Source organism: Mycobacterium kyorinense (assembly GCF_002101735.1).
In the GTDB taxonomy this organism is placed as follows: Bacteria; Actinomycetota; Actinomycetes; order Mycobacteriales; family Mycobacteriaceae; genus Mycobacterium; species Mycobacterium kyorinense.
Genome location: NZ_LQPE01000010.1, coordinates 19130 through 45437 on the forward strand (window position 1 = coordinate 19130; position 26308 = coordinate 45437).

Genomic DNA, 26308 nt, shown 5'->3' on the forward strand with positions numbered 1-26308 from the left:
ATTGCGGACTGTCGGCTGCTACAACAGCGGGCTGACCAGGTGGAGTAGCTGGACGACGAACGCGATACCGATCACGATTGCGATGCCTATCGCGACAACGTCCAGCACCTTCTCGACGTCTTCGTACGTAACGCGCGGCGCGCTGACGGGGTGTGGTGCTTGCCGAGGCCTGGGCGGCTTTGCCTGTGTCGTCGTTGGCGATTGCGTCTGGGCTGCAGCCGATTCCTTCATCGCACGCTCCGGGCTGATCGGTGGCTCGACAGGCGGAGGCCTCAGAGCCGCGACGGGTTTAGGTGTCTGATCCGGCGCAACCAGGGCTGTGTTCTTTCGGTCGGCCGTTATCGGTTGCACCGCCACGGCTTTCGCCTCATCTTCGACGTCGCAGGCCTGGCGCCGGCTCGCCTCAAGCAGGTCCTCGTGTAACACCCAGCCGGCATACGCCTGATTGTGCTTGCCGCCTCGCGGCATTACCGGGTTGGCGCGCACCCAGATACGGCGCCCGGACAGCACCTGGTCAAGGAAAATATGAAGATCCATCTTGCAGCGTCGCAGATACGGCTTCTCATCGACGAGTTGCCACGTGGTCGCCCATACATCGACTACGGCGAACTCATTGAGCGCCGTTGGGTCGGTCCAGGGCTCAAATTCGATCGTCCTGTCAGGACCAATACGCCGCAGATCCACTATCTTGAACCGAACCGCCGGCAATCCAAACAATGCCCGCTCCACGGAATCCCCACGCGCATCGTGAGATAGCAGCCAAATCGTCTGGCATGCGCCATGGCGTGCGCGGGCGGCGGTCCGCTTAGCGAAGGCGGTTGGGCGCTGCTGGACCTCCAGCGCGGTCTTGGTGGTTTCCACATAGACGTCGGCGCGGGTTGGCCAGTGTTCTGGCACGGCCGTATACCCCAGCTGGCGGCAGATTGCGGTGATTCGGTTTTGCATCCATCGGTGCCGTTCACTCATCCTGCGATCGGTCTCAGGCTTTTCGTCTGATCCGAGGATGTGGTGGCCGCATCCACCGGCCGAGCCGCGCGGGTAGGCCAGGTGCCGCTGACTTTGGGTGCAGTCCTTCGGCACTAGCGGCTGCCGACACCCCGGCACGTCGCAGATGACCGCTTTGCGGTTGGCGAGGACTACCTTCCAGTCGTCGTCGTCGCCGGCCCACAGGGGCCGACCGAAGTCATGGTCTCGGAGCCGCGCGTGCCTCTTGATGTGGTTTGACCGCGCGTGCTGATGAATGAGTACCATGCCCCGTATCTTGGCAGCTCGAGGCGACACATCAGCTCCACCTGCAAACCCGCTGATACGCGGTCAGTGACCCGCCTGCTGTAGCACGCGACGTGCTACCGTAAGGCGGTGGAAGTAATCGGAGTCCGAGAACTACGACAGCACGCATCGCGATACCTAGCCCGCGTTGAAGCCGGCGAGGAACTCGGCGTCACCAACAAAGGACGACTTGTGGCCCGACTCGTCCCCGTGCAGGCCGCACAACGCTCACGCGAGGCCCTGATCGAATCCGGCACCCTAATCCCGGCCCAGCGGCCGCGCAACCTTCTCGACGTCACACCCGCACCGACGCGCGGCCGCACACGCAATCTCTCCGATGTTCTCAACGAGATGCGCAACGAGCAGTGATCTACATGGACACCTCAGCCCTGACCAAGCTGCTCATCACCGAACCCGAAACACCCGAACTACAGACATGGCTCACCACGCACAGCAACCAGAGCGAGCACGCGGCAACGAGCGCGCTCACCCGCGTCGAGCTGATGAGAGTCGTTGCCCGATACGGCGAACCAAGCCAAGCAGAGCGCGCCCGCTACCTACTCGACGGGCTCGACATACTCCCGATCACCGAACCCATGATCACCCTCGCCGAAACAATCGGCCCAGCCACCCTACGCTCCCTTGACGCAATTCACCTCGCAGCAGCAGCCCACATCAGGCGGGAACTTACAGCGTTTGTCACATACGACCACCGCTTGCTGGACGGCTGCCGCGACATCGGCCTGCCAACAGCATCACCCGGCGTATTCACCTGAACGCTGGCGTTTCCCACCTTCACGTAGTCAGCCCCGCGACCGGCAAAGAAAGGGCACCAAGGTGAACGACAACGACGACCGGCTTGCGGCCGATCATAAATTTGTGGTGGTCGACGACACGCATCTGGGCGGGTTCGCGGAGCTGCGCAACCTCCCCCCGATCGACCTCTCGGCCGTTGATCCGTCTCGCTTCAGGAACTGGATAGACGGCGAAATCGCCAGGCGCGCCAGCCTCTTTGAAGATCGTGCAACCGACCACTGGAATGATCTTCACGACAGTGCCGTCCCGGATCAGTGGCTGCTCATCGAGTGCGATGAACCCGGCTGCAGCGAGTCCACGGACGTGGACTTGGCCGCAACCGAGCCACATGATGAGCAGGCGCTACATGCAGTCCTCGGCGGCCGTGGCTGGAGTTCCGACGCTAAGAACCGTGACCTATGCCCGAAACATCTTCCACGTTAAGGGTTTTCCGCACGCATCCACGCATCTTATCTGGGGTTGGGTTGAGGTGTGTATGTCTGTTTCCGGTTGGGCGAATCGATTCGGTTTCGCCTAACCGGAAACAGCGATGGCGTCGGGTGTTACCGGTTGGCCGATAGCGAGGACTCGATGCCGGCGACGAGATCTTGAGTGCTATGTCGCCGTGGCAAGCGGGTTTTGGTATCCGGGCACCGGTGAGCGTGGCGCGATGGTGATGCGGGGCTCGGGCCGGGGAGCGGGACCTCCGACCCTGCGCCAGGCTGATGTTGCCATGGGTAGTCCGCCGAGCATGCCGTCTGGTGTAGCCGCCGGGGCTGCCGGTGCGGCGCTTAGGGTGCTGGTGGCTGGCACCGCCGCGGCCGCAGGACTTATGCCCGCGGCTGACGTGGCCCAGATCGGCGGTACGGACAATGCGCCGAGAGAGCCTGCCCGGCCGACGCCCGCCGATACTGCTGCGCCACCAGCCGCGCCGGCGCCGGGGCCTGCTAAGCCCGTCGACCCCAGCACACTGGTTGCCGATTCCAGGGCCTTGGCTTCGCTGCCGACCGCCTGGGTTGTTGGGGCCAGGGTCCTCATTGTCGAACTGAGAGAAGACATTCCCGATAGGCCGGAGCTGACCATGGAGACCGGGTAGTACCCAGCTTGCATGAGCGGTGTTAGAGAGCTGATCGCTGTGGGTCCCGAAGGGGGCTGCAGTGGTGCGGCCAGGTTCTGCAGCGCTTGGGGGATGGTGCTGGTCAGCTGCGACAGTGCGGCTTGGGTATTCGTAGTGGTGGCGCCGGCGGCGTGCGTAGCGACGGCAAGTTGGCCGGCCAGTCCGGCCGGGTTGGTGCCCGGCTGCGGTGAGGTGAATGGTGTCAGCGTCGCCGCGATCGCCGAGTTGCCCGCGTAGGCATACATGGTGGCAGCGTCTTGGGCCCACATTTGGGCGTAGTCGGCTTCGGTGGCCGCGATTGCCGGGGTGATTTGACCCAAGACGTTGGTTGCGATCAGCGCGAGCAGCTGAGCGCGGTTGGCTGCGATCAGCGGTGGGGGCACCGTCATCGACAACGCCGTCTCGTAGGCGGTGGCCGCCATACGAGCCTGCGCCGCGGTCTTTTCGGCCTGGGTGGCAGTGCTGGTCATCCACGCCACATAGGGTGCGGTGGCGGCCGCCATCGACGTCGACGCCGCGCCTAGCCACGGCCCGGTGGTCAGTGCTTCGACGATTGAGTGGCAGGCGATCGCCGCGAAATATAGCTGTTCGGCCAGCGCATCCCAGGCTGCCGCGGCGGCCAGCATCGGGCCCGGTCCGGGTCCGGTATAGATCCTGGCTGAGTTGATTTCCGGGGGTAGGGCTCCGAAATCCATGGCTTTGGCTCCGAATTGGTTAGCGGGCGGTGAGGGCGTTGGCGGCCTCGGTGGCCGCGTAGGCGCCGGCGTTGGTGTGCAGGGTGGTTACGAACATCTCGTGTAGGGCTGCGGCTTGGACGCTGATGTGCTGGTAGAGCTGGGCGTGCGCGGTGAACTGTGCAGCGGTCAGCGCCGAGACCTCGTCGGCCGCGGCGGGAATAACGCCTGTCGTCGCAGCGGCCGCTGCGTTACCGGCGCTCACCGCAGCACCGATGTTCTGAAGGTCGCCGGCCGCTGCGGTCAGTTCCTGCGGGCGGGTGGTCATAAACGACATGGCCTAACTCCTTCCGGGACTTGTGCTGAGGCACGAGGAGGCAACGCTGGTGTCGGGCTGGGCGGGTTGCCGGTGGTGTGCGGGGTTGAGTCGGTGCAAGGCCACTGCGGCGCTGAGACCGACGAGTGCTAGTGCGGCCCAGAGGGGTTCGCCGTTGCCGACGCGGTGTGTCAGCGCAAAAAGGGAGCCGGTGGCCAGATTGCCGATGAGGATTCCGGCGCCGACGATGGTGTTGTAGAACCCGTAGTGGGTCGCCACCAGCCGGCCTGCGGCCAGTGCGACCACGGTGTCCATCTCGAAGGGAAACACCGCGGCCGAGCCGATCGCCAGCAGGGCCGCTGTGAGTAATAGCGCGCCCACCGCCGCGGCGGTGCCCAAACGCCCGGTGTCAGGGATGACGATTAGCGGCACGAATGACGCCGCGAGGACGGTCATGCCGATGACCAGGCTGCGCCCGGGGTCCCAGCGGGCGGCGAACCAGCGGGTGATGCGCAGTTGTCCGGCGACCGCGACTAGACCTGACACCGCGAACAGCGCTGCCACCAGCCAGGTTTGCAAGCGTGGTGTGAGCATCGCCGCTTGTAGTGGCAGCGCGAGGTAGACCTGGAAGGTCAACACGTAGGAGCCGGTCATCACGGCGGCGAACACCAAAAAGGATCGGTTGCCGGCGATGACCCGCCAATCCTGCAGGACCGAGGTGCTCTGTTGGTCGGGCGTCGGGTCGGGGCTGTGTTGGGGCAGCGCCGCAAGCTGCGCCACGGTGAGAGCCGCGAAGATGACTGCGGCGGCCGCGGCGGTGATCCGGAAGTCGATGGCGGCCAAGCCGACTCCGAGAAGCGGGCCGAGCAGGATCCCGCCCTGGTAGAAGATGTTGAACATCGCGAAGGCATCCACCCGGCGCTGGCCGGCGTCGGCGGCCAGATAGGCGCGCACCGCCGGGTTGAACAACGCGCCGGCGAAACCGGTGGCCGCCGCGGCGATCAACACGACCGGCAGGGAGTGGGCCACGATCAGCAGGGCGAACCCGCCGGTGCGCAGCAGGCAACCGGCCACGATCAGGGGCTTGTAGCCGATGCGGTCGGCCAGCGTGCCACCCAGGATGAACATGCCCTGCTGGGAGAAGTTGCGCACCCCGAGCACCAGCCCGACCGCCCAGGCCGCCAAGCCCAGCGGGCCGGCAAGGTAGCCGGCCAGATAGGGCATCAGCATGTAGAAGCCGACGTTGATGCCGAACTGGTTGAGCATCAGGATCCGGCTGGGTGCATCAAAGCTGCGGAACCGCCCGATAAACCCCATCACGACAGCACTTTCGCCGGGTTGATCACGGTGGTGGTGCGGGTCCAGGCGCTCACGACCTGGTGGCGGGGGTCGGTGATGACCGCCGGTTCTGCCGGTGGCTGCCGATCCAGCAGCTGGTGGTCGCGGCAGTAGTCGTCGTTGTAGATGGTGTCGAAGTAGCGTTGCGGCCCGTCGGGGAAGACCGCGGCGATGGTAGTGCCGGCGGGGTGGCTGCGTGCGGCCCAGCCGGCGACGAGGGCGACCGCGCCCACACTCCAGCCGCCGCTGGCGTGGTGGGTGGCGGCCAGGGTGCGCGCGGCCCAGACGGCCTCGGCCGGTGCGATCCAGTGCACCTCGTCGAAGGCGTCGTAGTCGATGTTGCCGGGGTAGATGCTCGATCCCAGGCCGCGCATCAGCCGGCTGGCGGCGGGTTGGCCGAAGATCGTCGAGCCGATGGTGTCCACGCCGATCAACCGCATGGCCGGGTTGAATTGGCGCAACACTCGTGCCACTCCGGCCGAATGCCCGCCGGTGCCCACCGAGCACACCAGCACATCGACGCGACCGAGCTGATCGATCAGCTCCAACGCCAGCGACTGGTAGCCGCTGATGTTGTCGGGGTTGCTGTACTGGTCGGGATTCCACGCGTCGGGGTGTTCAGCCAGCAGTTGGGCGACCCGGTCTTTGCGGGCCTGCTGCCAGCCGCCGACCGGATGCGGCTCGGTGACCAGATCGACGTCAGCGCCGTAGGCGGTCAGCATGCGTTGGATGATGGGCTCCATGCCGGTGTCGGTGACGACGGTGACCGGATGCCCGTAGGCGGTGCCCGCCAGCGCCAGTCCCAGTCCCAGGCTGCCGCTGGTGGATTCGATGATCCGGGCCCCAGGCTGCAGTTGGCCACGGGCCCGGGCCATCTCCACCATGTGCATGGCGGGGCGGTCTTTCATGCTGCCGCCGGGGTTGAATCCTTCCAGCTTGGCCCAAAAGCCGCGGTCGGGAGGAGTCAGCGGCGCCGAGATCCGCAGCACCGGGGTGTGACCCACCAGGGCGCCGGGACGGCGATAGGCGCCGACCGCGGGCCCGCAGCTGCGCGGGGCGAGGGTCTTAAGTGTGTGGATGGGGTGGACGCGATTATCAAGGGACACAACGCTAGTCATGGGAATCGTCGCTTCGGTGCCGGGGCCGCCAACCATGCAGCGGCCAGTGACAGGGGTCAGCGATCACCAGTCGTCGTGACAGGGCACAACGACTTGACGCTGACCAGTCAGCGACGGGCCAGGCAGAACCGGGTCAACAGATCGTGACCGGTAAGAACATTCGCGGACCTTCCCGGCGGGCCGGGTCCGGCAGAAACGATGAGTGGTGCGAGCCATCCGGTGACGGCCGCCACCGCCATGACCACGCCCAGCGCCGCCAAAGCGGTCGCCGAGCGCGGCAGCACCACGGTCGCGAACTGATCCGGGCAGGCGTGCGACGAGCCGTCGCCAAGATATGCGTGATCAGCGTGAACGCCGAGCTCCTCACTGACCGACGCCAACGCTGGCTGCGCCACTTGGCCCGGATGCGTTGCGGCGTGGTGCAATCCACACAGGCCGAGCGCCAGCACCCACACTACCCCCGCGGCGATCCCGAGCCGCAGGGCCACACGCCGCCGGGCCGATCCGCTGGCCTGGGTGAGCCTCACGATGCCGCGACTCCACCAGCGCTGCCCGGCATCGGGGCCTGCGCAACTGAGCGGCGCGCTGTGACCGGCCCGCGAGCACTGGCCGCATCGACCGCTGTATGCAGGTCGAGGCGCGTGACGCAGACGTGCCGGAAACGCTTCACGCCCCGACAATAACCCCGTATACCCGATACCCGCAAGGGGTATATGCCAATTTGGGTCTAAAGCATGGCGACGAGCATGATTGCCATGGCGACATCCATGACGGTTTGCGGAAAGACCGCGATGCGAATCGACGGTGGGAGTCGTGTTCCGGTGCCGCTGGGCATCCGCAGTGTTGTAGCGGCGACAACCTGGATGATCGCATCGGCGATCAGCAGCACCACCAGCGCCCATGCCAGGGCGGGCAACGGTAGCTGCGTGTGATGCATACCGGGCATTGCCGGCATCGGTTCTGATCCGAATGTCATGTAGAGCATCGCCGCCGCCACTACGAGGTGGTAGCCGGCCGCGGCGATGTGGTCGCTGCGACGATCGGCTGGCGGCTGTGTTCGCCATTGAACGACCCGAGCCACCAACAGGACGGCAAAACACCCTACGGCGATGGTGAAGACGCTGCGCCAGGCGCTTACCGGGATAGGTGCGCGCGGCGCGGCGAACATGATGAGCATGCCGGTGAGCATCACGGCGTGACCGGCATCGGATTCACAATCGGTGGCGTAGAAACCCGTCGTCTGCTGGGTGGATCTGCGCCAGCCGAGTCGAATAAGGCTGATCCCCAACGCGATCGCGGTCACGACGACCAGGCTCCAGCGCCAAACAGGCGGGAACTCGTGAAACATTCGCGCGTATCGCTACCGGCCGCTTACGCGCCGGCCGGTGTTGGCACGTGCGGCCGAACCTGGGTCGTCTAACGCGTTCAGAATCGCCATCTTGGTGCTGGCGTATCCATGTGCGGTGCCGGTGTTGTCGGCTGCCGACTCGTGTCCGGCTGTTAGCACGAAAAGGTCCTCCTCGACGTGAAAGCCGCCAGCCGCCACGAGCTAGGCGCGCCAGCTACGAACATCGTTGCGTGGCCGTGAGATTGGTTGACGTGAGATTGGTTGACGTGAGATTGGTTGACGTGAGATTGGTTGACGTGGGCGCGCCGTGCCACCGATGTCGAAATCGTTTGGCGATCAACGGTGGCACGGCGCGTCTGTATTTCACGCTCAGGCGGTCGCGGGCGGTGGCGCCCGGGCCGGGGCGTGGCTAGTTGCGCAGCGTGTTTACCTAGCTGGCGGGGACGAGTTCCTCGCCGCAGGTGCACCGATACGGCTGGTCGGCCCCGGGGCAGTGGCATTCGGTCTCGATGCGAACCCGGCAGCCACAACCCTCGTGGGTACAGGTCAAAACAGTTCCTGCCTCATGGCCGTGGTGCGTCATTTGCTTCACCTCTTATCTGTGGGGGGACCCATCAGAGGACCCACCGGTCGATAGTTCACTTTGGGGTTGTCTTCACGGCGACAACCACCATGCCAACATATACCCCCTACGGGTAGGCCGTAAACCCCTGCAGAGGAAAGCCGCTGGCAGCCCGTCACCGATACCGCGAACTGAACGCGTCCACGGCCATGCGATCGCGTTGGCATTCGCAGTGATGGCGCAGGCAAGCATCGGCCGCCTCGCGGCAACTGGTCAGGACCGAACAAGGCGGGCGATGGCGGCCGAGGCTTCCGCGATTTTCGCGTCGGCCTCGTCGCCGCCATCGGAGATCGCGCGGCTCACGCAGTGGCCCAGGTGTTCGTCGAGCAGGTTCAGTGCCACCGCCCGCAGGGCACTGTTGACCGCGCTGATCTGGGTCAGGACGTCGATGCAGTATTTGTCTTCGTCGATCATTTTCGCGATGCCACGCACTTGGCCCTCGATGCGACGCAGCCGCTTGGCGTAGTTGTCCTTCTGCGCCGAATATCCCTGTTCGGTTGCCATCTAGCCTCCCAGCATCCGGGTGATCGGGTCGCTCCCGGCGCGATCCGACGCGACGATGCCCATCACTACATCGGTGTTGCCGTCGCTGGTGATAGCGCCCGCACCTGCCACCACCACACCCACACCTGTCGGGTGCTGTGCGGCGGTGATGGTGGACCTCATGCACCCCAGCCTACCTGCTAATACCCCGGTTAGGTATGCCCACCACCACGGGCGTGGCTGGCCCTAGCACCCATCACGGTCGTGGGCCGGTGCTCGGTGGTCGGCAAAAACCATGTTTGACCTATACCCCCAAGGGGTATAGGTTTGGGGCGCTGGTGAGGACCGGTTCGAAAGGCAGGTGATGGCGATGAACGCGATCGGCCGCGCGCTGACGCTGGCGGGCTCGATGACCTGGGAGATCCTCTGGGCGCTGATTTTGGGCTTCACGCTGTCCGCAGTGGTGCAGGCGGTGGTGCGTCGCTCGACGATCGTGGGGCTGATGGGTGATGACCGGCCCCGCACCCTGGCCATCGCGACCGGGCTGGGCGCCGCCTCCTCGTCGTGCTCGTATGCCGCGGTGGCGCTGGCCCGATCGCTGTTTCGCAAGGGCGCCAACTTCACCGCCGCCATGGCCTTCGAGATCGGCTCCACCAACCTCGTGATCGAGCTGGGCATCATCATGGCCCTGCTGATGGGCTGGCAGTTCACCGCGGCCGAATTCGTCGGCGGCCCACTGATGATCGTGGTCCTGGCCGTCTTGTTCCGGCTGTTCGTGCGCTCCCGGCTCATCGACGCCGCCCGCCAGCAAGCCGACCGCGGCCTCGCCGGCTCAATGGAAGGCCACGCCGCGATGGACATGTCCGTCCAACGTCAGGGCTCGTTTTGGCAGCGACTGTTCTCGCCGGAGGGGTTCACCTCGGTTTCACATGTGTTCGTCATGGAATGGACCGCGATCCTGCGCGACCTCGTGTTGGGGTTGCTGATCGCCGGCGCGATCGGAGCCTGGGTCCCCGAAACATTGTGGCAGAACTTCTTTCTCACCGACCACCCGACGCTGGCAGCATTGTGGGGGCCGATCGTGGGACCCCTGGTGGCCATCGCGTCGTTCGTCTGCTCAATCGGCAACGTGCCGCTGGCGGCGGTGCTGTGGAACGGCGGCATCAGCTTCGGCGGGGTCATTGCCTTCATCTTCGCCGACCTGCTGATCCTGCCGATCCTCAACATCTACCGCAAGTACTACGGCACCAAAATGATGCTGATGCTGCTCGGCACCTTCTACGCGGCGATGGCCGCCGCCGGATACCTGGTCGAAATCCTGTTCGGCACAACCGGTCTGATCCCCGCCGAGCGCAACGCCACGGTGATGTATGCCGGCATCTCGTGGAACTACACCACCTGGCTCAACATCGTGTTCCTGGCGCTGGCCGCGGTGCTGGTGGCCCGCTTCATCACCACCGGCGGCATAGCGATGCTGAAGATGATGGGCGGCTCCCCCGACACCGAACACGACCACCACCACCACCACCACGAGACCGCCGCGCACGACCACGGCACCGTGCACGACCACGACACCGCGTACAAGGGCGGCAACGGGTGAATCGCCGGCCCGGAAGGACTCCGGGATCACACGCAATGCGGGGCGAGGCACCAGCGTGACCGCATCTCCGTTTGACCGCAACCGGCTGAGCCGGCGCGGGTTTGTGGCCGCCGCCATCATCGGCGGGCTGGCGCTGGCCGGCTGCGGGCGCTCAACCGACCGCAGTGGGAACCTGCGCGCCGCCATCGACGCCGCTGAAGCCGCGCGACCCCACACCGGGCGCACCGTCACCGCGTCATTGACACCCCAGCCCGTCACGATCGACCTCGGCGGCCCCCGGGCGCACACCCTGGCCTACGGCAATGGCATTCCCGGGCCGCTGATCCGGGCCAACGTCGGCGACGAACTCGCGATCACCGTAACCAACCGCCTCGATCACCCCACCTCGGTGCACTGGCACGGCATCGCCATCCGCAATGACATGGACGGCGCCGCACCCGCCACCCCCGACATCGAGGCCGGCCGCGATTTCACCTACCGGTTCTCGCTACCTGATCCGGGCACCTACTGGGCGCATCCACACGCCGGTCTCGACGCCGACCACGGCCTGTATCTCCCGGTGATCGTCGACGACCCGAACGAGCCGGCGCGCTATGACGGCGAATGGATCGTCGTCCTCGACGACTGGACGGACGGCATCGGCAAAACCCCGCAACAAACCTTCACCGACCTGCGCCGACCCACCACCATGGGTGACATGCCCGGCATGGATGGGATGCCCGGCCGCAGTGGCGTGGGTACTAGCGCCCTGCTCGGTGGGGACGCCGGCGATGTCAGCTACCCCTACTACCTGATCAACGGGCGTATCCCCGCCGCTCCCACCACATTTCAGGCTAAACCCGGTCAGCGGATCCGGATCCGGATCATCAACGCCGGCTCCGACACCGCCTTCCGGGTCGCGCTGGCCGGACACCGCATGACCGTCACCCACACCGACGGCTACCCCGTGGCGCCCACCGACGTCGACGCGCTGCTGATCGGCATGGGGGAACGCTACGACGTGATCGTCACCGCCGCCGATGGGATCTTTCCCCTGGTGGCGCTCGCGGAAGGCAAAAACGCCCTCGGGCGGGCGTTGCTATCCACCGCTGCCGGCAACCCGCCCGAGCCGGGGTTTCAGCCGCCCGAACTGAGCGGCCGGGTGGGCACGGTCGACATGTTCACCGCCACCCCGGCCGCCGATCTCGGCGCGGCCCATCCCGACACGGTTCTTACCGCTGAGCTGGGTGGTTCGATGAGCACCTACGTGTGGGCGATCAACGGCCGGCCCTACCCCGATAACTCTCCGCTGGCCATCCGGGAGGGGCAGCGGGCAACCCTGACGTTCGCCAACAACGGGCCCGGGATGTGGCATCCGATGCACCTGCACGGCCACACCTTCCAACTGATCAAGCCCGACGGCAGCCGCGGCGCACGCAAAGACACCATCAACGTATTGCCCAAGCAGAAACTGCGCGTCGAACTCCTCGCCGACAACCCCGGCATCTGGATGCTGCACTGCCACAACACCTATCACAAAGAAGCCGGCATGATGACCAGCCTCAACTACACCACCTGACGATCCCTGCTCGCGGGCCGTGCCAGCCACGCCTACCGTCGACGCTTGCCATATCAGCTCAGGGTCTCGTGTGGTCTTCGAGTTGTCCGTAGAGCAGATCAATCGTCGCTTTCTGTTCGGCAAGTTGGTCTCGAAGCTTTCTGATCTCGTTGTCCTTGGCGGCCAGTCGGGCCCGCAGCGCGGCAACGATGCTGTTGTCGCGGCTTTGCGGCGCAACATCATCGGGCGCACCCTGATGGCTGGTACTGGTCGATGACAGCGATTAAGTCTTTGTGCTTGTAGACGGTTTTGCGTCCCACGCCGGCGCGGGCTGCGACGGTGGCGACGTTGATCGTGGCGTTGCTTTTGCGCATCGCGCGGATGGCGCGTTCAATGGCGCGGCGTTTGTCTTTGGCGACCGCGGCGCGGTAGTCGGCGAGACCTTGTAGCGCCTTGTCCGAAGGGGGCGGTGGTCGCCGGGTCATCGGGTGTTTCCGGGATCGGCCTTACGCAGCACCGACTCGTGGCTTCCCCGGCTTTTGATCTGCATTAGCGGCAACCGGTTGGCCGTGCCCGCGCCACCAACGCTGTTGCCCTGCGCGGCGGGATCGCTGCGCAGCCGGTCAATGATCGCATCCAGGGAGGCGAGCTCGCGGCGGCGTTCGTGGATCCACACGTTCTGGTCGGTCAGTTCACGGCCAGTGCGTTGCCGGTACTGATCGCGGCGCAGCTCGATCAGCGTCAGCGTCTTGGTGCGTTGGTCGATCAACTCATCGAGGTGGCTGGCGTCGGTGGCGAAGTGCCCACACGACAGACATGCGTTGCCCTTGTCGCAGGTTTGCAACGGCGGCAACAAACACACCCCGTTGGGCAGTACCCGATCGGTGCGCTGCGACAGCTGTGTCATGTCGTAGATGTCGGACGGGCTGATCGCGATGTCCATGCCATGAGCGCCGATTTTCTTGTGCCGCAGAAACTCTGCTTCGGCGGTGGCGGCCAGGGTCGCCTCTGGCGACGGCGAATTTCGTCCGGCGGAAGCCGAATCATGCGGCGCGGCGAACTCAATGTCCCGGCGGTGCGACCCGTGTGGGTCTAGGTCCTGCGCCTGCCGAACGGCTACAAGTTATGCTCGGCCGCCGATTTCTCCCGGCAACGGCGGCTCATCGATGAGCCGCATACACGGTATCCAACGTGCATTCATACCGCCTCGGCCCGGATCTCAGGGATCGGCAGGATAGGTTCGGTGGCCATCCTGTAGGCATACATGACATCCGCCAGAGTCGTTCGCGTCGCCTCGTTGAAGGCCAGCCACAGGGTTTCCCACCCGCGTAGCTGCATTTCAAGCTCTTGATGCGCCACCCAGAGGTTGTGCTGCTCGCGACCGAATTCGGGACAGCCCACCAGTCGGGGCAAGATCTCGCGCATCTTGCCGCCGACCGCCGACCGCACGTCGGGCGGCCCACCCGCGTCCCAGCGGCCAATGTGGCTAAGCGCCGTCAGCCGCAGCCGCGCATCAGCTTCTTCAGCGAAGAACTCGTTGTGACGTTTCACCAACTCCTCGGCGGCCCAACGTATACCCACTTGAATCTCACCATCGGCCAACGACTGTACGTGCGCCCAGTCCGTGGGTGACGCCAACGCCAAACGATGATGTCCCGCCGCCGGATCAGTCACCGGATTGGGGATAACGACGCGCTCCCCTTTATCGGCAACCAGCACCGTCCGACGATCGAACCAGCCATCTAGGGCGGTGCAGTATTCACGAGCAACCACAATGCGCGGCTGCTCACCTACCGCCTCCGAGTACCTGGACAACACCAGCGCGGACGGCTCCATCCCCCGCCAACTCAACCGCGTCTCGGCGGGCACACGCCCGTCCAGATGCGCCACCGTCACTCCCCCCGGCAAATAGACACCGGCCGGAATCCACGACAGCCCATGACGTTCCGCCACAACAAACCGCGCCGAGACACCACTGCCGAACACCGCACACGACCAACCCCCAAGCAGCACAATGGATCCCGGCCGCTGCGGATCATTCAACGCCGCAACCAACGACATCGCCGCACCAAACTCCGGCGTCGAACGCAAGCTCTCACCGACGGCGGTTGAACCCATGTTGATGGCTCTCACCACCGCACTGTGCTTGCCCAGGCCCAGCACGTTCGGTGGCGGCGGCGGTACGGGTGGTGCGGAAGGCGGCCCTGCCGGCCCGACTGCCGCAGGAGCCGCCGACGTCGACGCGGGCGGTGCGGCCGGTGGGTTCGGCACACCCGCCGCAGGTGGCGGAGCCAACGGAACCGCCGCAGCCTGCTGAGGTACCGCGGGCGCTGGGGTCCCTTGCGCCGGCGCTACTTGTTCTCCCACAGCTGCTGGAGGCGGCGTCGATGGAACCGCGGGCGGCGGGCCGGCTGGCATCGTCGACCCCGGAGGCGGCCTGAACGGCTGCGCAGCTGCCGCGCTGCTCGCCAGCGGCGGCGACGCGAAACCCTGCGCGGCACCGCTGAGGAACTGTGCTGGCGGCGGCGCGGCGGCGGGGCTGCCCGCTCCCCCACCAGGTAGGCCGCCGGTGCCCGTCAAGCCACTGCCACCTAGGCCAGTCCCGCCGGCTGGGAGACCGCCGCCTGACAAGCCGCTCGTCGGCAACGCACTAGTCGGCGGCGACAGCCCACCCATCTTCGGCACACCGCCGCCAACACCGCTCAGACCACTACTCCCAGCACTCGGCGCTTGCGCAGCTACTCCGGGTACACCTGTCGGTCCGACGCCCGGTGCTGATCCGCCTGGTGAGGAACCTGCTGTCGTACCAGGAGAGGTCGCGCTCTCAGAAGTCGACGGCTTAGTGGTGCCGAATCCCGCTGGCTGCTGACCGGAACTTGCAGTCGTGCCTTGACCGCCTTGTTGCGCGGAAGTGGCTGATGACGGCGATTGCGTGGTCGTCCCGCCCCCAGCCGTGGTTGAGCCTGCTGTCGTTCCCGGTCCACTGCTTCCAGACGTCGCTGTCGTTCCGGGAACAGTAGTATCAACCGGTTGTACGTGATGATCACCGCCCCGGTTATCTCCGGAGCCGACTGGTGGTGAGCCCTTGAAAACGACTGGGGTGCGGAAAGGTCGCCTCGAGACGCGGACCCGCGGTTGACCAGAACACCTTGTAGGGCGGGTACCCGGTGACCGGCAAGCGGAGCCGGATTCCGGCATCGGTTCTAATCGCGCTCGACAATGCGTGGGCCTGTCCCGGAAAGCGCAGGATGAGCTCGCATGCGTCGAGGACCGCGTTGTACAGCCCGGGGTCCGGCCCAGCCTCCAGGGCGTTGAGTTGTGCGTCGGCGATCTCGGAGTAGTCGCCTGAGAAGTCGCCGGTGTCGTTCACGGGCGCCGGTGACGGCTACGGCGCACGGTGGGGGCTTTAGCTGCCCGTGCGAGTAGGTCCTGGAGTTCTGGCGTCGTGTCGTACTCACGCTGGGCTTCGCTTACCACCCGAGCAGGCTGAAGCAGCAGGCTGCCATCAGCGTTTTCCCGTAGAAGGAACCGTTGGTTGGGATGGCCGGGCAGCACGATTCGGCTGCGGCTGTCGCTTTCTACGATCGCTTCATCGATGGTGTTGCCCATATCATCACAATATCCCATTTTCCCACTTTCCCACATTCCGGTAGTCCGTGGCGGGGCGTGGGCCGCTGCCAGCGAGGGCGACCACGCAATTCAGACTGTCAGGTGCCTTCTGTCCAGAAGCGATTCAGGCGCTGTATGGCTTCTTCTCGGGTGAGTGCTGCGACTTGCTCTCGGGTAAGGCCGACACGGTTTATGAGGAGGGTGACCACTTCGGCGGGTATTGATTCCTCTTGCGGCCTTGATTGGGTCCGCTGTGGTTTGACGCCGTCGCGTACCGCCGACCAGAAGGTTGCCTCGTCGACGCATAGCTGGTCGCGCAGAATGTGCGCCCAGATGGCTGGGCCGTAGGTTGTGCGGTTCGGGGGATGTGAGATGCGTGTCCGCAGGATCCGGCCGTCGGGTAGCTCGAGTTCGTAGGTGATGTGGTGGGTGCCGGTGCGTCCGGTGGCGTCTCGGACTCGTGTCCAGCCTTCGGTGCGGCAGAACTTGTCGTGGTCGGCTCGGGTTGCCGGCTGCCAGCTCATGCGGGGTGAGCAAGTTGGCCGGCGGTGAGCCAGTCGGCGAGTTCCTCGTCATTGGACAACTCGATTAGGTGGACCAGCCCCCAGTTGCCGGCATGGTTCGGGGCGGTCGATAGGTGGTCGACCCAGTCAGCTGCGTATTCGCGTAGTGCGCCCACCATTTCGTCGATCGCTTCGCCGAGGGTTGATCCGTCTGCGGCGATCGGTGTGTCTGGGATGAAGATTGAGTATCGGTCGGCTTCGGCGACCACCTCTGCGTGCTGGGGACGCGTGGCGAGTAGCTCGCGAAGGCGTGTGGCGTCGAGGATCGCGAAGGCCGCTTGGTCTCGGCGCAATCCCGCTGGGGCGCCGCGGGCGGCGGCGTCGAGGAGCTCTTTCATGTGTGCGCGCCCTTCGGTCACGCTGCTAAACCAGGACATGTACATAGCGTACTGCGTGTACATGCACTATCGGTCAGCAGTGGCTGACCGGATCTCGCGTAAGTGATGCATTTACCTGGCTGTTGGACCCCAGCGATGACGGAAACCGGGCGTCGCGCCGGTGCTTGAAGGAGTAGAGAGCCAACGACAGGAAGGGCGAGCCGAGAGCCATGTCTGGTAAATCGACGACCAGCACCCGCAGCAAGGCGGCGGCAAAGATCCTTACGCTTCGTGCCGCGTTCTTGCTGATGTCGGCGCTTGTCTGCGGTGCTTGTGCGGCAGCGCTGATCTACCTGGGAAGCAGGGATGCCGGCCGCGCTGTTATTTCGGGCGTTGGGGTTTTCGCCGGCGCTGTTGTTTGGCTCGACAAGGTTGTCGACGACGAATGAAGACGGCACGGAGCCCGCTCTTGGTGCTGTTAAGTGCCCGTTGTCGCCGGCTACCGATGGTGCCGCGGAATCGTTCGCCGTCTACTAGGCGCTGCTCTTTGCCATCGCGACGGCTCCTTGAACTTCCCTCAATTTGCCGTCGACCAGCTCGACTAACAGCCTTGGGTCGTCGACGCCGATTTGATGGAGCCTGGACACCTCGGTGATAGCTGCGGCGATGCGTTCGGAGGCTTGAGGATTCGCTGCGACGACCGGTAGCGCCGCCGCTCGCCTCATCAACCCCAAGACAGTCGCAGTGAACCGATCCATTTGTGGCTCCCCTCCTTCGAACTCGTGGAATCAGGCTATTGGAGCCATACGGCTTACGCGACGGCCAAACCGAATCGATTTCAAAGGGTCAGGGTGGCCGACAGGTTTCGCCCGTGCGACGAACCACCCACCTCCCCCGTTGCGCGGGACGCCCTTAAGCGATGAGGCAATGCCGTCTTTCAGGGTTCGGATCGGCGGTGGTCGATCGCAGAGATCTCAGCGTCGAGCGCCGCCTGTGTCCCAGCATTGATGACTTGGTCGGCGGTCTCGTTGTCGAGTTCGTAGACACCGTCGATCGGCCCCTCGGTCAAGTGCCGGCGGACAGCGTTGACCTTCCACTCGGAGTGGTTTGGGTCGCGCATCCGCGTGAGTTCTTCTGCGTGCAACCGCCGGCGCGCTTCGTCGGCGTCGCGACCGGAGACTGACCAGTCGGCGCCTGGGTAGCGGGCAATCCATGTTCCGTCGGGCTGCGCGGTGATGGATGGGCGGAACACGAAAGAGATATTCCGCTCGGCCATAATGCGTTCGACGTCGGCCTGGTTTTCGATCTTCACGGCATGCCTCCGGTGATGTCGATGGGTGAATGTCTCCATATGATGGACCCGTCGCTTTGCAGGAATTCACATATAAATCCGGGTACCGCCGTCGCCGGGGTGCACCAAATGATGTAGCCGCCCGGCGGTTGGAGTGCTACCGGGTCGGCGGCAACAGCGAGAGCTGTGCGTGGAACGTCGGGAAGTCGTTGGGCCGCTTCGCTGAATCGCGCCGCGGCAGTGGCGACGACCTCGTGTGCTTCATTGACGCGGGCAATGCCGGCCTGAAGTAGAGCGCTCTGGCCGAAGGCGGTGTTTGCCATCGGCCGCAGCGTGGCTTTGTCGTTGGCCCAAGCGGTTTCGATAGCCTCGAGGGCATTGTGGGCGTCTCGTGAAATCGTGCCTGCTTCAGCGATGACGGTGGCTGCGGTGCTTCGGGCTTGCTGCAGTTGACCGCGAAGAGTTTCGAGGTGCTGGGTGGCCGTGCGGGCGCGGTCGGCGGTCTCTCCCTCCCAGTTCGGATCCGCCGGCGACCCGGTTTGGTTTCGAGTTGCCCAGTCGGTCGGGCCTGCGCCTGTACCTAGCACGCGCCGAGCCGCGGCGAGGTGCTCGTCAACCAGATGTTCTGCGTCGCTCATGGCTTGAAATCACTTCGGCCCAGAATCGTTTACGCCAAGAGCTGCTGCGCGCGCTGGTGTGAAATACCGAGCGCTGTGCCGATGTCTCGGACTGTGAGTCCCCGGGCTTTGAGTTCTCGTGCTGCTGCGCGGCGTTCGCGCGCGGATTCAGCCTGGGCGCGTGCGGCATCTTCGCTGTACTTGCGGGCGAGCTCGAGGTGGTGTCGCACATGCTCTGGCAGTTCAATCCGGACGTCGAGCTGGAATGAGTCGTCGGGGATTTCCTTGAGCAATGCGATGAGGTCGCGCGCCATCGGCTCGACTTCGGCGAGGTTTCGGGCCTGAGTGTACTGGTCGAGTTCAGGGACGTGCACGAGCCAATAGCGGTCGCCACGGGTGGCGACCGCCGTGAAGGCCGTGGTCAACGCCACCACCCCTTCCCTAGTTTCGGTTCGCATTGTTTGTAGATCTTGATCGCCAGGTAGCCGTCGAGCTGCTGGTGGCGTGCAATCGGGATGGTTAGACCGTCGAGGTTGTAGATGGTGTGGTTTCCTCCTTCACGCTGTATGTCGAAGCTCAGTCCCGCCTTCTTGGCGGCCTTGGTGATCTTCTCGACGACTTCTGTCCGTTTCGGCATAGTAGCAGTCTAGGGCGGGGTACCGACAGTTTGGCTATTGCTCCCTAGACACGCTCGCGCCTGTCCGTGAGTGTACGCGTCTAATGCTTTTCGCTGACGTGAGCCAGAGCCAGCAGGGCTGCCGCGCTCGCCGATGTTCGGTCAGACCAGGCGGGTGATTCTGTTGTCGTAGACGAGGTAGATAAATGGGCTGGGTGATTCTGCAGCGTGTGCGATGGCGGCGAGGTTGTCGAGGTAGCGTCGCGCGAGGTCGCCAGCTGTCAGATCGGCGCGCGGTGCGCAGAACATGCGCGCTCCTGTGCGGATGACGGTTTGGCGTTCTGCTTCGTTCCGGCGGATGTTGTCGTCCTTTTGACATCCTCCACCGCTTGAAAGCGGTGGATTCCCTTGGCCGTTAGGCGGCGTTGGGTGGTTCGCGGTTCATCGCAGATGCCGCCGGCCCATGGGCCGGACCCGGGTGGGGGTCGGTCTTACTCTTGCTCCCCGCCTGGCTGACGGGATTGATCCCGCCCGGCTTTGCACCGGATGTCCCAGCCAGTTGTTCGGTATGCACCGCCCACCATCGCGCGAGAGCTTCCTCACGCACGTTCACGGCGGCGTTGGTGTCGGCATTGCCGGTCCAGGAACACGCTAGGCAACGGAACACCGCTTGGCTTTCACGGTTTTCCTTGCACGTGTGCCCGCACCGATGGCAACGCTGACTGGTGTAGGCGGGGGGCACCTCGACGAACGCCACCCCCGCCAGCTCCGCTTTGTACTCGATACACCTGGCTAGTCTGCCGAGCGCGGCATTCTGCAGCACCCGGTTGAGTCCCCGCTTGGCTGCAGCCCCTTTCCCTTTGCCCCGCCGGGTCATCCGGTGCAGAGACAGCTTCTCGATCCCGATGAAATCGTGATCGCGCACCAGTTGGGTGCTGAGCTTGTGCGCGAAATCCTCCCGCACCCGCACCTGTTTAGCGCCCAGGCCAGCAGCGGCGGTCTTGTGGGCTTGGTAGCGTTTCGACTCCCAAAACCGGCGACCCTGACGGGCGGCGACCTGCTTGCACTTGGCCATCCGCCGCTGATGGAACTTGCGCTGTTTGTCCGGCGCGGCGGTGTCGGGGGCGTCGTAGAACCCGCCGCGGTCATCGGCTGCGGTATGGACCACGCCGCGATCAAGCCCGATCACCTCACCGGTACGGACCTTGTCGGCGACGGGCGACGGTTCGTTGACGAACACCAGTTGGCGTCGTGTCCAGTTCACCCGAACCGACGTGTACGGACGGATCGGCTGCGACAACCGGACGTGCAGCGTGATCCGCCAGGCCAGCCTGTGCGGTTGACCATCCGGTCCCAACCCTGGCGCGCGGTGCGCGCCGGGATTGGCGCCGCTGATCGTCACCATCCCAGAGCGGCGGCCCGTCTTGGTGAAAACCGCGTTGCGGCCACCGTTGAACCAGCACACAAACCGCTGATCACCATCACGACGGCGGAAACCGGGCATCGCCCCGGCCTTACGCCCATTAGCGACGTTCGTCTTGCGGCGTTTAATCGCCGAAAACCATTCCGTCGCTTCAGTTTTAAGTGTCGCCTCCAGAACGTACCCCGGCATCGCCGCCAAAAAACTATGTTGTCGGCGCGCCTGAGCGTCGGTGATGTCGGTGACAGTGTTACCGATCGGCACCAACACCGGCTCGCGGGCCGGGTCGCACACCACCACCTGCTCCCCGGCGCGGTCCTCGCACGTCAAGTAACGGCAGCGCGTCGAACGGCGCTGGTTGAACCGAAATCGAAACCCATCACACAGCCAGCCCAATACCTCATCCGGGTCGGCCGACCACACCGGCGCAACCGTTCCATCCGGCTGCGTCACCTCCCCGAGATACACCGACGAGCCATGCACCCGGGCGCGGGTGATCTTGACCCGTTGACTCATGACGCCAACACCGCGTCCCACTGATGCTCGATGTAGCGGCGCACCGTAGTCTCCGACACGTAGCCCACCGAGGCCGCGAAATACGCCGGTGACCACAACACCTTCGCGAGATTCCGCAAGTGCGGGAACTCCTGGCGCAGCACCCGCGCCGTGCGCCCTTTGAACGCGTGCGCCACCGCGGCCGGGGCGTCGGCCGGCCCGACCCACACGAACAGGTGCACATGATCGGGCATCACTTCGTGAGCCACGATCTGCCACCCGTGCTCGGCAGCAATCTGACCCAGCAACTCGTCAAGGCGACGGGCGACCCGCCCACCCAACACCCGGCGCCGGTACTTCGGGCACCACACCAAATGCAGACCCAGCGAGCACACACCTCCCAGGGTGCGACGAAACCGCTGACCCGACATGACCCGAACCTTAAGCAACGACACCGACAAATCTCGCCATCACACGCTGATCACCGATGCGCCAGATTCCCCGGGGCCACTAAAGCGACCGGCCCCCTCGGGGCTCATCGGTGGTCGGCCACGCTTTGGGCGGCGGTTTCTCCGTAGTGTTCTCGCATTGTCGTCAGTGCGACATCGGCTGCGCGGAGGAGTTTGGGCAGTTGGATGGCGCCAAGGCTGCGATCGATGAAGACGTGCGGAAGTCGCCCCGCGAGTGGATCAGGCGGCGATGGCGTCGAGTGCGTCACGAAGTTGGGCTTCGGTCACGCCGTAGTCCTCGGCAACCGCTTCGAATGTTTCGCCGGCGCGCAGCGGCCCGAGCGCATCAGCGACTTTAGCGCCGCTTCGGTCGAAGACCGGTTGGCCGTATCCCCGGTAGGGATCGAGGACTACATCGGCGTCTCCGTACTGCGGGAGGCGGATCATTTCGGCGAATTTGTCGTCACCGAAACGGATTTGTTTGAGGTAGTGCGCAACGATGTCTTTGAAAACGTATTGGCCTGATCGCGGCACGATGAGGCCTTTGACGACTTGCTCGTCGGGGCTTCCTTCACCGGCCCGCTGTGCGAAGTGCCAGAGGACTTCGGCGCCGTCTGTGTAGAGATCCCTGGAGGCAAGAGCATGCGGGCCTACATTTTTTAGCAGCCAGTCGATCGACGGTCGAATGCGTTGCATAGGCACGCCGGCGCGGCGAAACGCGTTGAGTACGTAGGCTTCTGCGACTCCGATGAATGGGAGACGTGCCTGTCGCCGCTGGCGTTCATGAAATGCGGTGACGATCGGTCCTTTCTTCACAGTAGCGGTGGCGGGTGGGTGGCGTTCATAACCCTCGATCCACGTCGTCAATGTTGGTCTTGGGATGAGGAGGTATCGGGAGGCTTCGGTGAGCGTGTAGAGCGGCACCTCGAACCGCAGGTCGTCTGCTGGCATGGCCGGGCTCACCTCCGTTTTGACGGCACCAGTCTGTCAACAACATACGACACGACTGGCGGGCAGTCGGGAAGGCACGGGGACCACCAATGGGGCGGCTTGGAGGCCGTCGGCAACAGCGCTCTTATGCCCAATAGGACGGCAGCTTTTGAAGGTTCTCGCGGTAGCCCGGTTCCTCCATCTCGGCGAGTTGGCTGTCGCGGCGATTTGTGTCTGGCCATTGTTTGACGCGCTTGAGCAGCCACTCGTACCAGTCGTTGGGCAGGCCGCCGGCGGTGAGGCCGGCCCGATAGGAGGCTGTCAGGAGATCCCGCTCCATTGCATAGCGCTCAGTGATGTCATCGACGGGTTTGCCGGGTTCGGCGCGGGTGTGTTTTTCGAGTTCTTCCATGTCGTCGAGGCACCTCTTACTTGCGGTGTACCAGGCCTCCAGTGAGGCGCGCCAGCCGACTTTCATGTCGGGTTCCCAGTCGGCGTCGGGAAAGTTGGCCACCTCGTGGGCGGCGCGTTCACGGATCTGTTGATGCTCGGCGGCGATGTCGCCGATGGGTTGGGCGGCGGTTTCGATGAGGGCGGTTCGCCAGTCGATGTCGAGGCAGCCTTCGCGGGCGCATGTTAGTTGCGTGTGAAGCATTGCAGCCTTGATGGTTTGGTAGGCAAGGTCTTCGATGCGGGCTTGAGCCTCGGCGATCTTGGCGGGGCCGTCGATGGGCATCATCGTGTGATTTTGACGCATTGGGGCGGGCAATTGCACCCGGTGTTAGCTACCGTGTTCCCCACGCCCGCGGCCACTGGCTGCGGTCAAACCACAGCGGCCCGCTCCTAGGCGCAGCTGGCCCGACCATCAGTCGAGGCGCGACCCTGCTCTCACAGAAGATCACCGTGGCGCCGCCAACTGCGAATACCGTTGCCAGACCTATGAATCCGACGTAGCTGCCCACCAGAGCGGCGGCAAAAAACACCACCAAGAGTGCAAATAGGCAGAGGGTGGTTACGTAGAGTGGCTGGTCTTCGATGCCGGATCGTTCGGCCTGTGTCTGCCATTCTCGGGCCAGCGCATCGAGGTCAACCACGTCGGTAGTGCGGAGTCGGGCTGCCGCTTCGTCGCACCACTCGGCGAACGTGATTGCTGACGCAAACTGACTGATAGGGGCCGTCCGTGATAGCCGGTAACTCCAGCCGCGCGCTAACGCGGCATCCATCTGCAGCCAGTACTCGAGGTCACGCCGGCTGGGCTGGGCCGAGACTCGCACCCATTTCGATCTGCCATGCCTGCGGATCGTCCGTGTCACGAAATGCCCTTTGCTCATTGGGTGATGGCTCGTGGGCTGTGCGTTGGCAGCAGCTCCGGGGTCCGGCCGGTGCGGTAGGCCTCGTCGACGCGGGGCACAACGGCATCGCCGACCGTCTCACCGCTCGGCAGCACCAGATGGGCCAGGAATTCGCTCGTGAAGTCGACAATCCCGGTTTCGACAGCTTCGAGCTTCGACTTGATGACCAAGGCCAGCGCACGCCAGCGTTGGCGCACCGCCTGCTCGTAGGCCTCGCCGGCGGCTTTGGCGGTGCGTTGCCGGCCGGTGGCGGTGCGGTTGAACTCGGGGTCGTCGCGGTCCGGTAGCGGGAGGATGAAGCGGACCTGGCGGTCATGAATGATGAAGCCCAGCACGGCGCGGGTTTCGTCCCAGCCGTACATGAAGCCGCGGGCGCCATAGCGTTGCAGTGTGCGCTCGATTTCGGCGCGGGAGCGGTCGGCCCCGACATCCGTTGTAGCGGCGTACTTGCCCATGTGTTCGTCGGTCATTCTTTGCGCTGGTGTTGTGGGACAAGCCTTCGTGAACACCCGCCGCGGATTCAAGAGGAGCGTCCAGCGCGGTCCTCTTGAATACCGACTTTTCGCTGGCTGATGCTGGTCTCGCCGCGGGAGGTGTAACCCCAGCGGTGAAGGGAGCAAGGGCTGATGTGTCGGGCCCCTACTGAGCCGGGCGGCCCCCGGCGCTGTCCGGGTGATACCCGTGCCGCCTATGGTCGGGCTGCGGCGCTGGTAGCACAGCTGGAGCAGCGGGAGGCCGCGCTGCTGGCAGACTTGGGCGAGCCGGCCGCCGGCGCCGGGCTTGGTGATCCGGGTGAGCGGCGGATGGTCACGTTCGCCGACAAGGCCACCCGCAGCGAAGACGTGCGCCGGGAGATCGACAACGCGATCAGCGAGCTCGCCACCGCCGATAAGTGGCGTGAGTTCCTCGAGGTGTCGCGGCGCTTCCACCAGTACTCGCTGAACAACCAGCTGCTGATTTCGATGCAGAAGCCCGACGCGACCCGGGTGGCGGGGTTTCACAAGTGGAAAGAGTTCGGCCGCTCGGTCAACAAGGGCGAGAGGGCGATCTGGATTTATGCGCCGATGCTCAAGCGTGTTGTGGTCGAGGACGAAAACGGCAAACAGACCAAGGAAGAACGCCTGATCGGGTACAAGGTTGTGCCGGTGTTCGACGTGTCGTCGACGAGCGGTGCGCCGCTGCCGGAAGCGCCGGTGGTGCCGTTCACTCGATCTGAGGGCCGCGCGCCGGCAGGGATGCACGACGATCTGCGCGCGCAGGTGGAGGCTCACGGCTACCGGCTGGTATATCAGGATCTCGGGCAGGGTGATCACATTCCTGATGGGGCGACGGACCCGGTGTCGAAGACGGTGATGATCAACACCTGCTATAGCGATGCGCACCAGGCGAAGACGTTGGCGCACGAGCTGGCGCACATCGAGCTCGGTCACCTCGAGCGCACGGCCGATTATCACACTGGGGCGGGGGGTCAGCGCTCGACGATGGAGGTTGAGGCAGAAAGCGTCAGCTACGTGGTGAGCCGGCGTTATGGGATGGACGCGCCGAGCTTTTCGTTCGCTTATATCGATGGGTGGGCACAGGGTGATTCGGAGAAGGTGCGCCACACCGCGGATGCTGTGGTGAAGGCGTCCGATCGAATCCTTAGTCGTATCAAGCGGTTTGACTCATAGAAGGGGTGTGACCAATGGGCGGTAAGACGTGGGTGGAGCTTGAGGTGACCGATCCGACCGACGGCAGCACGCAGGTGTTCACAGGTGCCGACGAGTTGTCGGTGCAGCGGCAGGTCGATGAGTTCTGGGGTGTCGACGAGGCCAACCGGCGTGAGCACGACGGCTAGCGGCACCGGGTTATTACGGGAGCAGAAGCGCCGGGAACTGGCCGAGGTTCGCCGGCAGCTGGGCGCGGCGCGCGAGCGTCTGCGGCGGGCCGCGATCGAGTATGCCGCCACACCCGATGGGGCGGCGGAGATGTTTCGCCGCTACGAGCTGGCCGACGATGAACAGTATCGCCGGGTGCTTCGGGCGACGTATCTGGCCGGGTTGGCGGCCGCGGCCGAGGAGTACGAGCAGCGGTGCGCGCTGGGCAACCAAACGCAGTATGACGGGCCGTTGGAGGCGATCCCGGTCGGGGACTTCGCCGATCCGCTGGCGCGGGCGTTGGTTGAGCATCGGGTGATGGGATCTTTGCGCAACGGCCCGTCGGTGATCGAGTCCGGGCAGGTGGTCGTGTGGCTTTTGCGGCTGATGCCCGACGGCCGCATCCGCAAGCGGCTGCGGATCGTGTGTGACGCCGAGCCGGGGGTGTTTGCGCCGACGTTGGCGCAGGTCGTTGCGGGGGCGCTGGGGGACCCGCGCACGCGGGAGCGAGTCGTCGACTTCGTCGGGCCCGAGGTGGCAGCGGCCGCGGCGGCTGCGGAGGGTCAGCGATTGTGA

General features: G+C 64.9%; 38 protein-coding genes and 1 pseudogene. 11 read left to right on the forward strand and 28 right to left on the reverse strand.

From position 1 onward, the window contains the following. Positions 1-18 precede the first annotated feature (18 nt). A complete protein-coding gene (locus AWC14_RS01880; protein ID WP_142281515.1) occupies positions 19-966 on the reverse strand; it encodes a hypothetical protein in 948 nt (315 codons plus the stop codon). Positions 967-1359: 393 nt separating this feature from the next. Here AWC14_RS01880 and AWC14_RS01885 point away from each other — a divergent pair, with 393 nt between their 5' ends. The 3 genes from AWC14_RS01885 (at position 1360) to AWC14_RS27900 (ending at position 2508) form a co-directional block, all read left to right on the forward strand. After that, positions 1360-1638 carry a type II toxin-antitoxin system Phd/YefM family antitoxin gene (locus AWC14_RS01885; protein ID WP_045384488.1) on the forward strand — a complete coding sequence of 93 codons (279 nt, stop codon included), beginning with the start codon at positions 1360-1362 and terminating at the stop codon, positions 1636-1638. Next, positions 1635-2045 carry a type II toxin-antitoxin system VapC family toxin gene (locus AWC14_RS01890; protein WP_045384487.1) on the forward strand — a complete coding sequence of 137 codons (411 nt, stop codon included), beginning with the start codon at positions 1635-1637 and terminating at the stop codon, positions 2043-2045. Before AWC14_RS01885 ends, AWC14_RS01890 begins: the two co-directional genes overlap by 4 nt. Before the next feature lie 61 nt (positions 2046-2106). Next, the gene (locus AWC14_RS27900; protein WP_045384486.1) at positions 2107-2508 is read left to right on the forward strand and encodes a hypothetical protein; all 402 of its coding nucleotides are present in this window, start codon (positions 2107-2109) and stop codon (positions 2506-2508) included. Positions 2509-2679: 171 nt separating this feature from the next. Here the strand turns inward: AWC14_RS27900 and AWC14_RS01900 are convergent, their stop codons facing one another. The 9 genes from AWC14_RS01900 to AWC14_RS28505 form a co-directional block, all read right to left on the reverse strand. Continuing rightward, positions 2680-3876 carry a PPE family protein gene (locus tag AWC14_RS01900; RefSeq protein ID WP_045384485.1) on the reverse strand — a complete coding sequence of 399 codons (1197 nt, stop codon included), beginning with the start codon at positions 3874-3876 and terminating at the stop codon, positions 2680-2682. A gap of 19 nt (positions 3877-3895) precedes the next feature. After that, positions 3896-4192 carry a PE family protein gene (locus AWC14_RS01905; protein ID WP_045384484.1) on the reverse strand — a complete coding sequence of 99 codons (297 nt, stop codon included), beginning with the start codon at positions 4190-4192 and terminating at the stop codon, positions 3896-3898. 3 nt (positions 4193-4195) lie between these two features. Continuing rightward, entirely contained in the window at positions 4196-5488 is a 1293-nt protein-coding gene (locus AWC14_RS01910; RefSeq protein WP_057003483.1) for an MFS transporter, read from the reverse strand. Then, entirely contained in the window at positions 5488-6627 is a 1140-nt protein-coding gene (locus AWC14_RS01915) for a PLP-dependent cysteine synthase family protein (protein WP_045384804.1), read from the reverse strand. The genes AWC14_RS01910 and AWC14_RS01915 overlap by 1 nt, the downstream gene beginning before the upstream one ends. Positions 6628-6734: 107 nt before the next feature. Beyond that, positions 6735-7154: a putative copper homeostasis (lipo)protein LpqS gene (gene lpqS / locus AWC14_RS01920; RefSeq protein WP_052425695.1), complete on the reverse strand. Its 420-nt coding sequence runs from the start codon at positions 7152-7154 to the stop codon at positions 6735-6737. 200 nt (positions 7155-7354) lie between these two features. Continuing rightward, positions 7355-7930, reverse strand: coding sequence for a DUF5134 domain-containing protein (locus tag AWC14_RS01925; RefSeq protein ID WP_158089860.1), 576 nt, complete (start codon positions 7928-7930; stop codon positions 7355-7357). 475 nt (positions 7931-8405) lie between these two features. Then, positions 8406-8558 (reverse strand): copper-binding metallothionein MymT, encoded by a 153-nt coding sequence (mymT, locus tag AWC14_RS29350; RefSeq protein ID WP_081968354.1) that lies wholly within the window; start codon positions 8556-8558, stop codon positions 8406-8408. A gap of 252 nt (positions 8559-8810) precedes the next feature. Further along, entirely contained in the window at positions 8811-9101 is a 291-nt protein-coding gene (gene ricR / locus AWC14_RS01940) for a copper-sensing transcriptional repressor RicR (protein ID WP_045384798.1), read from the reverse strand. Further along, positions 9102-9263, reverse strand: coding sequence for a hypothetical protein (locus AWC14_RS28505; protein ID WP_156419185.1), 162 nt, complete (start codon positions 9261-9263; stop codon positions 9102-9104). Between the two features lie 181 nt (positions 9264-9444). Between AWC14_RS28505 and AWC14_RS01945 the strand changes: the two genes are divergently transcribed. From AWC14_RS01945 to AWC14_RS29355, 3 genes are all read left to right on the forward strand, one after another. Beyond that, complete coding sequence (locus AWC14_RS01945; protein ID WP_045384800.1) at positions 9445-10680, forward strand: permease; 1236 nt, start codon at positions 9445-9447, stop codon at positions 10678-10680. Between the two features lie 55 nt (positions 10681-10735). Continuing rightward, complete coding sequence (locus tag AWC14_RS01950; protein ID WP_045384802.1) at positions 10736-12238, forward strand: multicopper oxidase family protein; 1503 nt, start codon at positions 10736-10738, stop codon at positions 12236-12238. Between the two features lie 70 nt (positions 12239-12308). Further along, positions 12309-12494, forward strand: a complete 186-nt coding sequence (locus tag AWC14_RS29355) for a hypothetical protein (protein ID WP_156419184.1) — start codon at positions 12309-12311, stop codon at positions 12492-12494. On the opposite strand, the gene AWC14_RS29360 is transcribed toward AWC14_RS29355, so the two are convergent. From AWC14_RS29360 to AWC14_RS01965, 3 genes and pseudogenes are all read right to left on the reverse strand, one after another. Next, on the reverse strand, positions 12457-12702 hold the full coding sequence (locus AWC14_RS29360) for a hypothetical protein (protein ID WP_052425696.1): 246 nt from the start codon (positions 12700-12702) through the stop codon (positions 12457-12459). The two genes, AWC14_RS29355 and AWC14_RS29360, sit on opposite strands and share 38 nt — an antisense overlap. Next, positions 12699-13223 (reverse strand): annotated as a pseudogene (locus AWC14_RS01960) (tyrosine-type recombinase/integrase); the annotation flags it as partial. The gene AWC14_RS29360 and the pseudogene AWC14_RS01960, both read right to left, overlap by 4 nt. Before the next feature lie 191 nt (positions 13224-13414). Then, positions 13415-14350 carry a hypothetical protein gene (locus AWC14_RS01965; RefSeq protein WP_142281516.1) on the reverse strand — a complete coding sequence of 312 codons (936 nt, stop codon included), beginning with the start codon at positions 14348-14350 and terminating at the stop codon, positions 13415-13417. Positions 14351-14385: 35 nt separating this feature from the next. On the opposite strand from AWC14_RS01965, the gene AWC14_RS01970 reads away from it, so the two are divergent. Continuing rightward, positions 14386-14658, forward strand: coding sequence for a hypothetical protein (locus AWC14_RS01970; RefSeq protein WP_052425698.1), 273 nt, complete (start codon positions 14386-14388; stop codon positions 14656-14658). A 614-nt stretch (positions 14659-15272) separates the two neighbouring features. Here the strand turns inward: AWC14_RS01970 and AWC14_RS01975 are convergent. The 4 genes from AWC14_RS01975 to AWC14_RS01990 form a co-directional block, all read right to left on the reverse strand. Then, positions 15273-15587 carry a hypothetical protein gene (locus tag AWC14_RS01975; protein WP_085240932.1) on the reverse strand — a complete coding sequence of 105 codons (315 nt, stop codon included), beginning with the start codon at positions 15585-15587 and terminating at the stop codon, positions 15273-15275. After that, on the reverse strand, positions 15584-15826 hold the full coding sequence (locus AWC14_RS01980) for a hypothetical protein (protein ID WP_235215996.1): 243 nt from the start codon (positions 15824-15826) through the stop codon (positions 15584-15586). Before AWC14_RS01980 ends, AWC14_RS01975 begins: the two co-directional genes overlap by 4 nt. Positions 15827-15924: 98 nt before the next feature. Next, positions 15925-16350 (reverse strand): hypothetical protein, encoded by a 426-nt coding sequence (locus AWC14_RS01985; RefSeq protein WP_045382751.1) that lies wholly within the window; start codon positions 16348-16350, stop codon positions 15925-15927. Beyond that, a complete protein-coding gene (locus tag AWC14_RS01990; protein ID WP_235215997.1) occupies positions 16347-16766 on the reverse strand; it encodes a prevent-host-death protein in 420 nt (139 codons plus the stop codon). The genes AWC14_RS01985 and AWC14_RS01990 overlap by 4 nt, the downstream gene beginning before the upstream one ends. Positions 16767-16936: 170 nt before the next feature. On the opposite strand from AWC14_RS01990, the gene AWC14_RS01995 reads away from it, so the two are divergent. Further along, positions 16937-17155, forward strand: coding sequence for a hypothetical protein (locus AWC14_RS01995; RefSeq protein WP_045382757.1), 219 nt, complete (start codon positions 16937-16939; stop codon positions 17153-17155). 84 nt (positions 17156-17239) lie between these two features. On the opposite strand, the gene AWC14_RS02000 is transcribed toward AWC14_RS01995, so the two are convergent. The 11 genes from AWC14_RS02000 to AWC14_RS02060 form a co-directional block, all read right to left on the reverse strand. Then, on the reverse strand, positions 17240-17464 hold the full coding sequence (locus tag AWC14_RS02000; RefSeq protein ID WP_057003392.1) for a hypothetical protein: 225 nt from the start codon (positions 17462-17464) through the stop codon (positions 17240-17242). Positions 17465-17643: 179 nt separating this feature from the next. Then, positions 17644-18018: a hypothetical protein gene (locus tag AWC14_RS02005; RefSeq protein WP_052425655.1), complete on the reverse strand. Its 375-nt coding sequence runs from the start codon at positions 18016-18018 to the stop codon at positions 17644-17646. Further along, positions 18015-18320, reverse strand: coding sequence for a hypothetical protein (locus AWC14_RS27910; protein ID WP_142281517.1), 306 nt, complete (start codon positions 18318-18320; stop codon positions 18015-18017). Before AWC14_RS27910 ends, AWC14_RS02005 begins: the two co-directional genes overlap by 4 nt. Positions 18321-18664: 344 nt before the next feature. Next, complete coding sequence (locus tag AWC14_RS02015) at positions 18665-19045, reverse strand: hypothetical protein (protein WP_139810495.1); 381 nt, start codon at positions 19043-19045, stop codon at positions 18665-18667. Continuing rightward, a complete protein-coding gene (locus tag AWC14_RS02020) occupies positions 19036-19251 on the reverse strand; it encodes a hypothetical protein (RefSeq protein WP_045382768.1) in 216 nt (71 codons plus the stop codon). Before AWC14_RS02020 ends, AWC14_RS02015 begins: the two co-directional genes overlap by 10 nt. 141 nt (positions 19252-19392) lie before the next feature. Further along, entirely contained in the window at positions 19393-19539 is a 147-nt protein-coding gene (locus tag AWC14_RS28880; RefSeq protein ID WP_162835664.1) for a hypothetical protein, read from the reverse strand. Positions 19540-19645: 106 nt separating this feature from the next. Beyond that, positions 19646-21166 carry an RNA-guided endonuclease InsQ/TnpB family protein gene (locus AWC14_RS02030; RefSeq protein WP_052425657.1) on the reverse strand — a complete coding sequence of 507 codons (1521 nt, stop codon included), beginning with the start codon at positions 21164-21166 and terminating at the stop codon, positions 19646-19648. Further along, positions 21163-21576 (reverse strand): IS200/IS605 family transposase, encoded by a 414-nt coding sequence (gene tnpA / locus AWC14_RS02035; protein WP_045382774.1) that lies wholly within the window; start codon positions 21574-21576, stop codon positions 21163-21165. Before tnpA ends, AWC14_RS02030 begins: the two co-directional genes overlap by 4 nt. A gap of 258 nt (positions 21577-21834) precedes the next feature. Further along, complete coding sequence (locus AWC14_RS02045; protein ID WP_057003397.1) at positions 21835-22545, reverse strand: Rv2018 family toxin-antitoxin system antitoxin; 711 nt, start codon at positions 22543-22545, stop codon at positions 21835-21837. A 124-nt stretch (positions 22546-22669) separates the two neighbouring features. Beyond that, positions 22670-23263 (reverse strand): hypothetical protein, encoded by a 594-nt coding sequence (locus AWC14_RS02050; RefSeq protein ID WP_057003391.1) that lies wholly within the window; start codon positions 23261-23263, stop codon positions 22670-22672. 588 nt (positions 23264-23851) lie between these two features. Beyond that, positions 23852-24346: a hypothetical protein gene (locus AWC14_RS02060; protein ID WP_235215824.1), complete on the reverse strand. Its 495-nt coding sequence runs from the start codon at positions 24344-24346 to the stop codon at positions 23852-23854. A 156-nt stretch (positions 24347-24502) separates the two neighbouring features. Here AWC14_RS02060 and AWC14_RS02065 point away from each other — a divergent pair, with 156 nt between their 5' ends. The 3 genes from AWC14_RS02065 to AWC14_RS02070 are packed head-to-tail and all read left to right on the forward strand — an operon-like array spanning position 24503 to position 26308. Continuing rightward, entirely contained in the window at positions 24503-25546 is a 1044-nt protein-coding gene (locus tag AWC14_RS02065) for an ArdC-like ssDNA-binding domain-containing protein (RefSeq protein WP_045374733.1), read from the forward strand. A gap of 14 nt (positions 25547-25560) precedes the next feature. Further along, positions 25561-25713, forward strand: a complete 153-nt coding sequence (locus tag AWC14_RS28885) for a hypothetical protein (RefSeq protein ID WP_162835645.1) — start codon at positions 25561-25563, stop codon at positions 25711-25713. Further along, the gene (locus AWC14_RS02070; protein ID WP_045374731.1) at positions 25697-26308 is read left to right on the forward strand and encodes a hypothetical protein; all 612 of its coding nucleotides are present in this window, start codon (positions 25697-25699) and stop codon (positions 26306-26308) included. The genes AWC14_RS28885 and AWC14_RS02070 overlap by 17 nt, the downstream gene beginning before the upstream one ends.

Bases quoted from the DNA above. Each gene is read 5' to 3' on its own strand.
- AWC14_RS01990 (WP_235215997.1), bottom strand. From the start codon at position 16,766: ATGTCCTGGTTTAGCAGCGTGACCGAAGGGCGCGCACACATGAAAGAG.
- AWC14_RS02020 (WP_045382768.1), bottom strand. From the start codon at position 19,251: ATGCCGAAACGGACAGAAGTCGTCGAGAAGATCACCAAGGCCGCCAAG.
- AWC14_RS01915 (WP_045384804.1), bottom strand. From the start codon at position 6,627: ATGACTAGCGTTGTGTCCCTTGATAATCGCGTCCACCCCATCCACACA.
- AWC14_RS02050 (WP_057003391.1), bottom strand. From the start codon at position 23,263: ATGATGCCCATCGACGGCCCCGCCAAGATCGCCGAGGCTCAAGCCCGC.
- AWC14_RS28505 (WP_156419185.1), bottom strand. From the start codon at position 9,263: ATGAGGTCCACCATCACCGCCGCACAGCACCCGACAGGTGTGGGTGTG.
- mymT (WP_081968354.1), bottom strand. From the start codon at position 8,558: ATGACGCACCACGGCCATGAGGCAGGAACTGTTTTGACCTGTACCCAC.
- AWC14_RS01900 (WP_045384485.1), bottom strand. From the start codon at position 3,876: ATGGATTTCGGAGCCCTACCCCCGGAAATCAACTCAGCCAGGATCTAT.
- AWC14_RS01945 (WP_045384800.1), top strand. From the start codon at position 9,445: ATGGCGATGAACGCGATCGGCCGCGCGCTGACGCTGGCGGGCTCGATG.
- AWC14_RS28880 (WP_162835664.1), bottom strand. From the start codon at position 19,539: ATGTTCTGCGCACCGCGCGCCGATCTGACAGCTGGCGACCTCGCGCGA.
- AWC14_RS01985 (WP_045382751.1), bottom strand. From the start codon at position 16,350: ATGAGCTGGCAGCCGGCAACCCGAGCCGACCACGACAAGTTCTGCCGC.
- ricR (WP_045384798.1), bottom strand. From the start codon at position 9,101: ATGGCAACCGAACAGGGATATTCGGCGCAGAAGGACAACTACGCCAAG.
- AWC14_RS01995 (WP_045382757.1), top strand. From the start codon at position 16,937: ATGTCTGGTAAATCGACGACCAGCACCCGCAGCAAGGCGGCGGCAAAG.
- AWC14_RS29360 (WP_052425696.1), bottom strand. From the start codon at position 12,702: ATGACCCGGCGACCACCGCCCCCTTCGGACAAGGCGCTACAAGGTCTC.
- AWC14_RS02030 (WP_052425657.1), bottom strand. From the start codon at position 21,166: ATGAGTCAACGGGTCAAGATCACCCGCGCCCGGGTGCATGGCTCGTCG.
- tnpA (WP_045382774.1), bottom strand. From the start codon at position 21,576: ATGTCGGGTCAGCGGTTTCGTCGCACCCTGGGAGGTGTGTGCTCGCTG.
- AWC14_RS01980 (WP_235215996.1), bottom strand. From the start codon at position 15,826: ATGGGCAACACCATCGATGAAGCGATCGTAGAAAGCGACAGCCGCAGC.
- AWC14_RS28885 (WP_162835645.1), top strand. From the start codon at position 25,561: ATGGGCGGTAAGACGTGGGTGGAGCTTGAGGTGACCGATCCGACCGAC.
- AWC14_RS02065 (WP_045374733.1), top strand. From the start codon at position 24,503: ATGTGTCGGGCCCCTACTGAGCCGGGCGGCCCCCGGCGCTGTCCGGGT.
- AWC14_RS02060 (WP_235215824.1), bottom strand. From the start codon at position 24,346: ATGACCGACGAACACATGGGCAAGTACGCCGCTACAACGGATGTCGGG.
- AWC14_RS01905 (WP_045384484.1), bottom strand. From the start codon at position 4,192: ATGTCGTTTATGACCACCCGCCCGCAGGAACTGACCGCAGCGGCCGGC.
- AWC14_RS27910 (WP_142281517.1), bottom strand. From the start codon at position 18,320: ATGGCAAACACCGCCTTCGGCCAGAGCGCTCTACTTCAGGCCGGCATT.
- AWC14_RS02000 (WP_057003392.1), bottom strand. From the start codon at position 17,464: ATGGATCGGTTCACTGCGACTGTCTTGGGGTTGATGAGGCGAGCGGCG.
- AWC14_RS01910 (WP_057003483.1), bottom strand. From the start codon at position 5,488: ATGGGGTTTATCGGGCGGTTCCGCAGCTTTGATGCACCCAGCCGGATC.
- AWC14_RS02045 (WP_057003397.1), bottom strand. From the start codon at position 22,545: ATGCCAGCAGACGACCTGCGGTTCGAGGTGCCGCTCTACACGCTCACC.
- AWC14_RS01880 (WP_142281515.1), bottom strand. From the start codon at position 966: ATGAGTGAACGGCACCGATGGATGCAAAACCGAATCACCGCAATCTGC.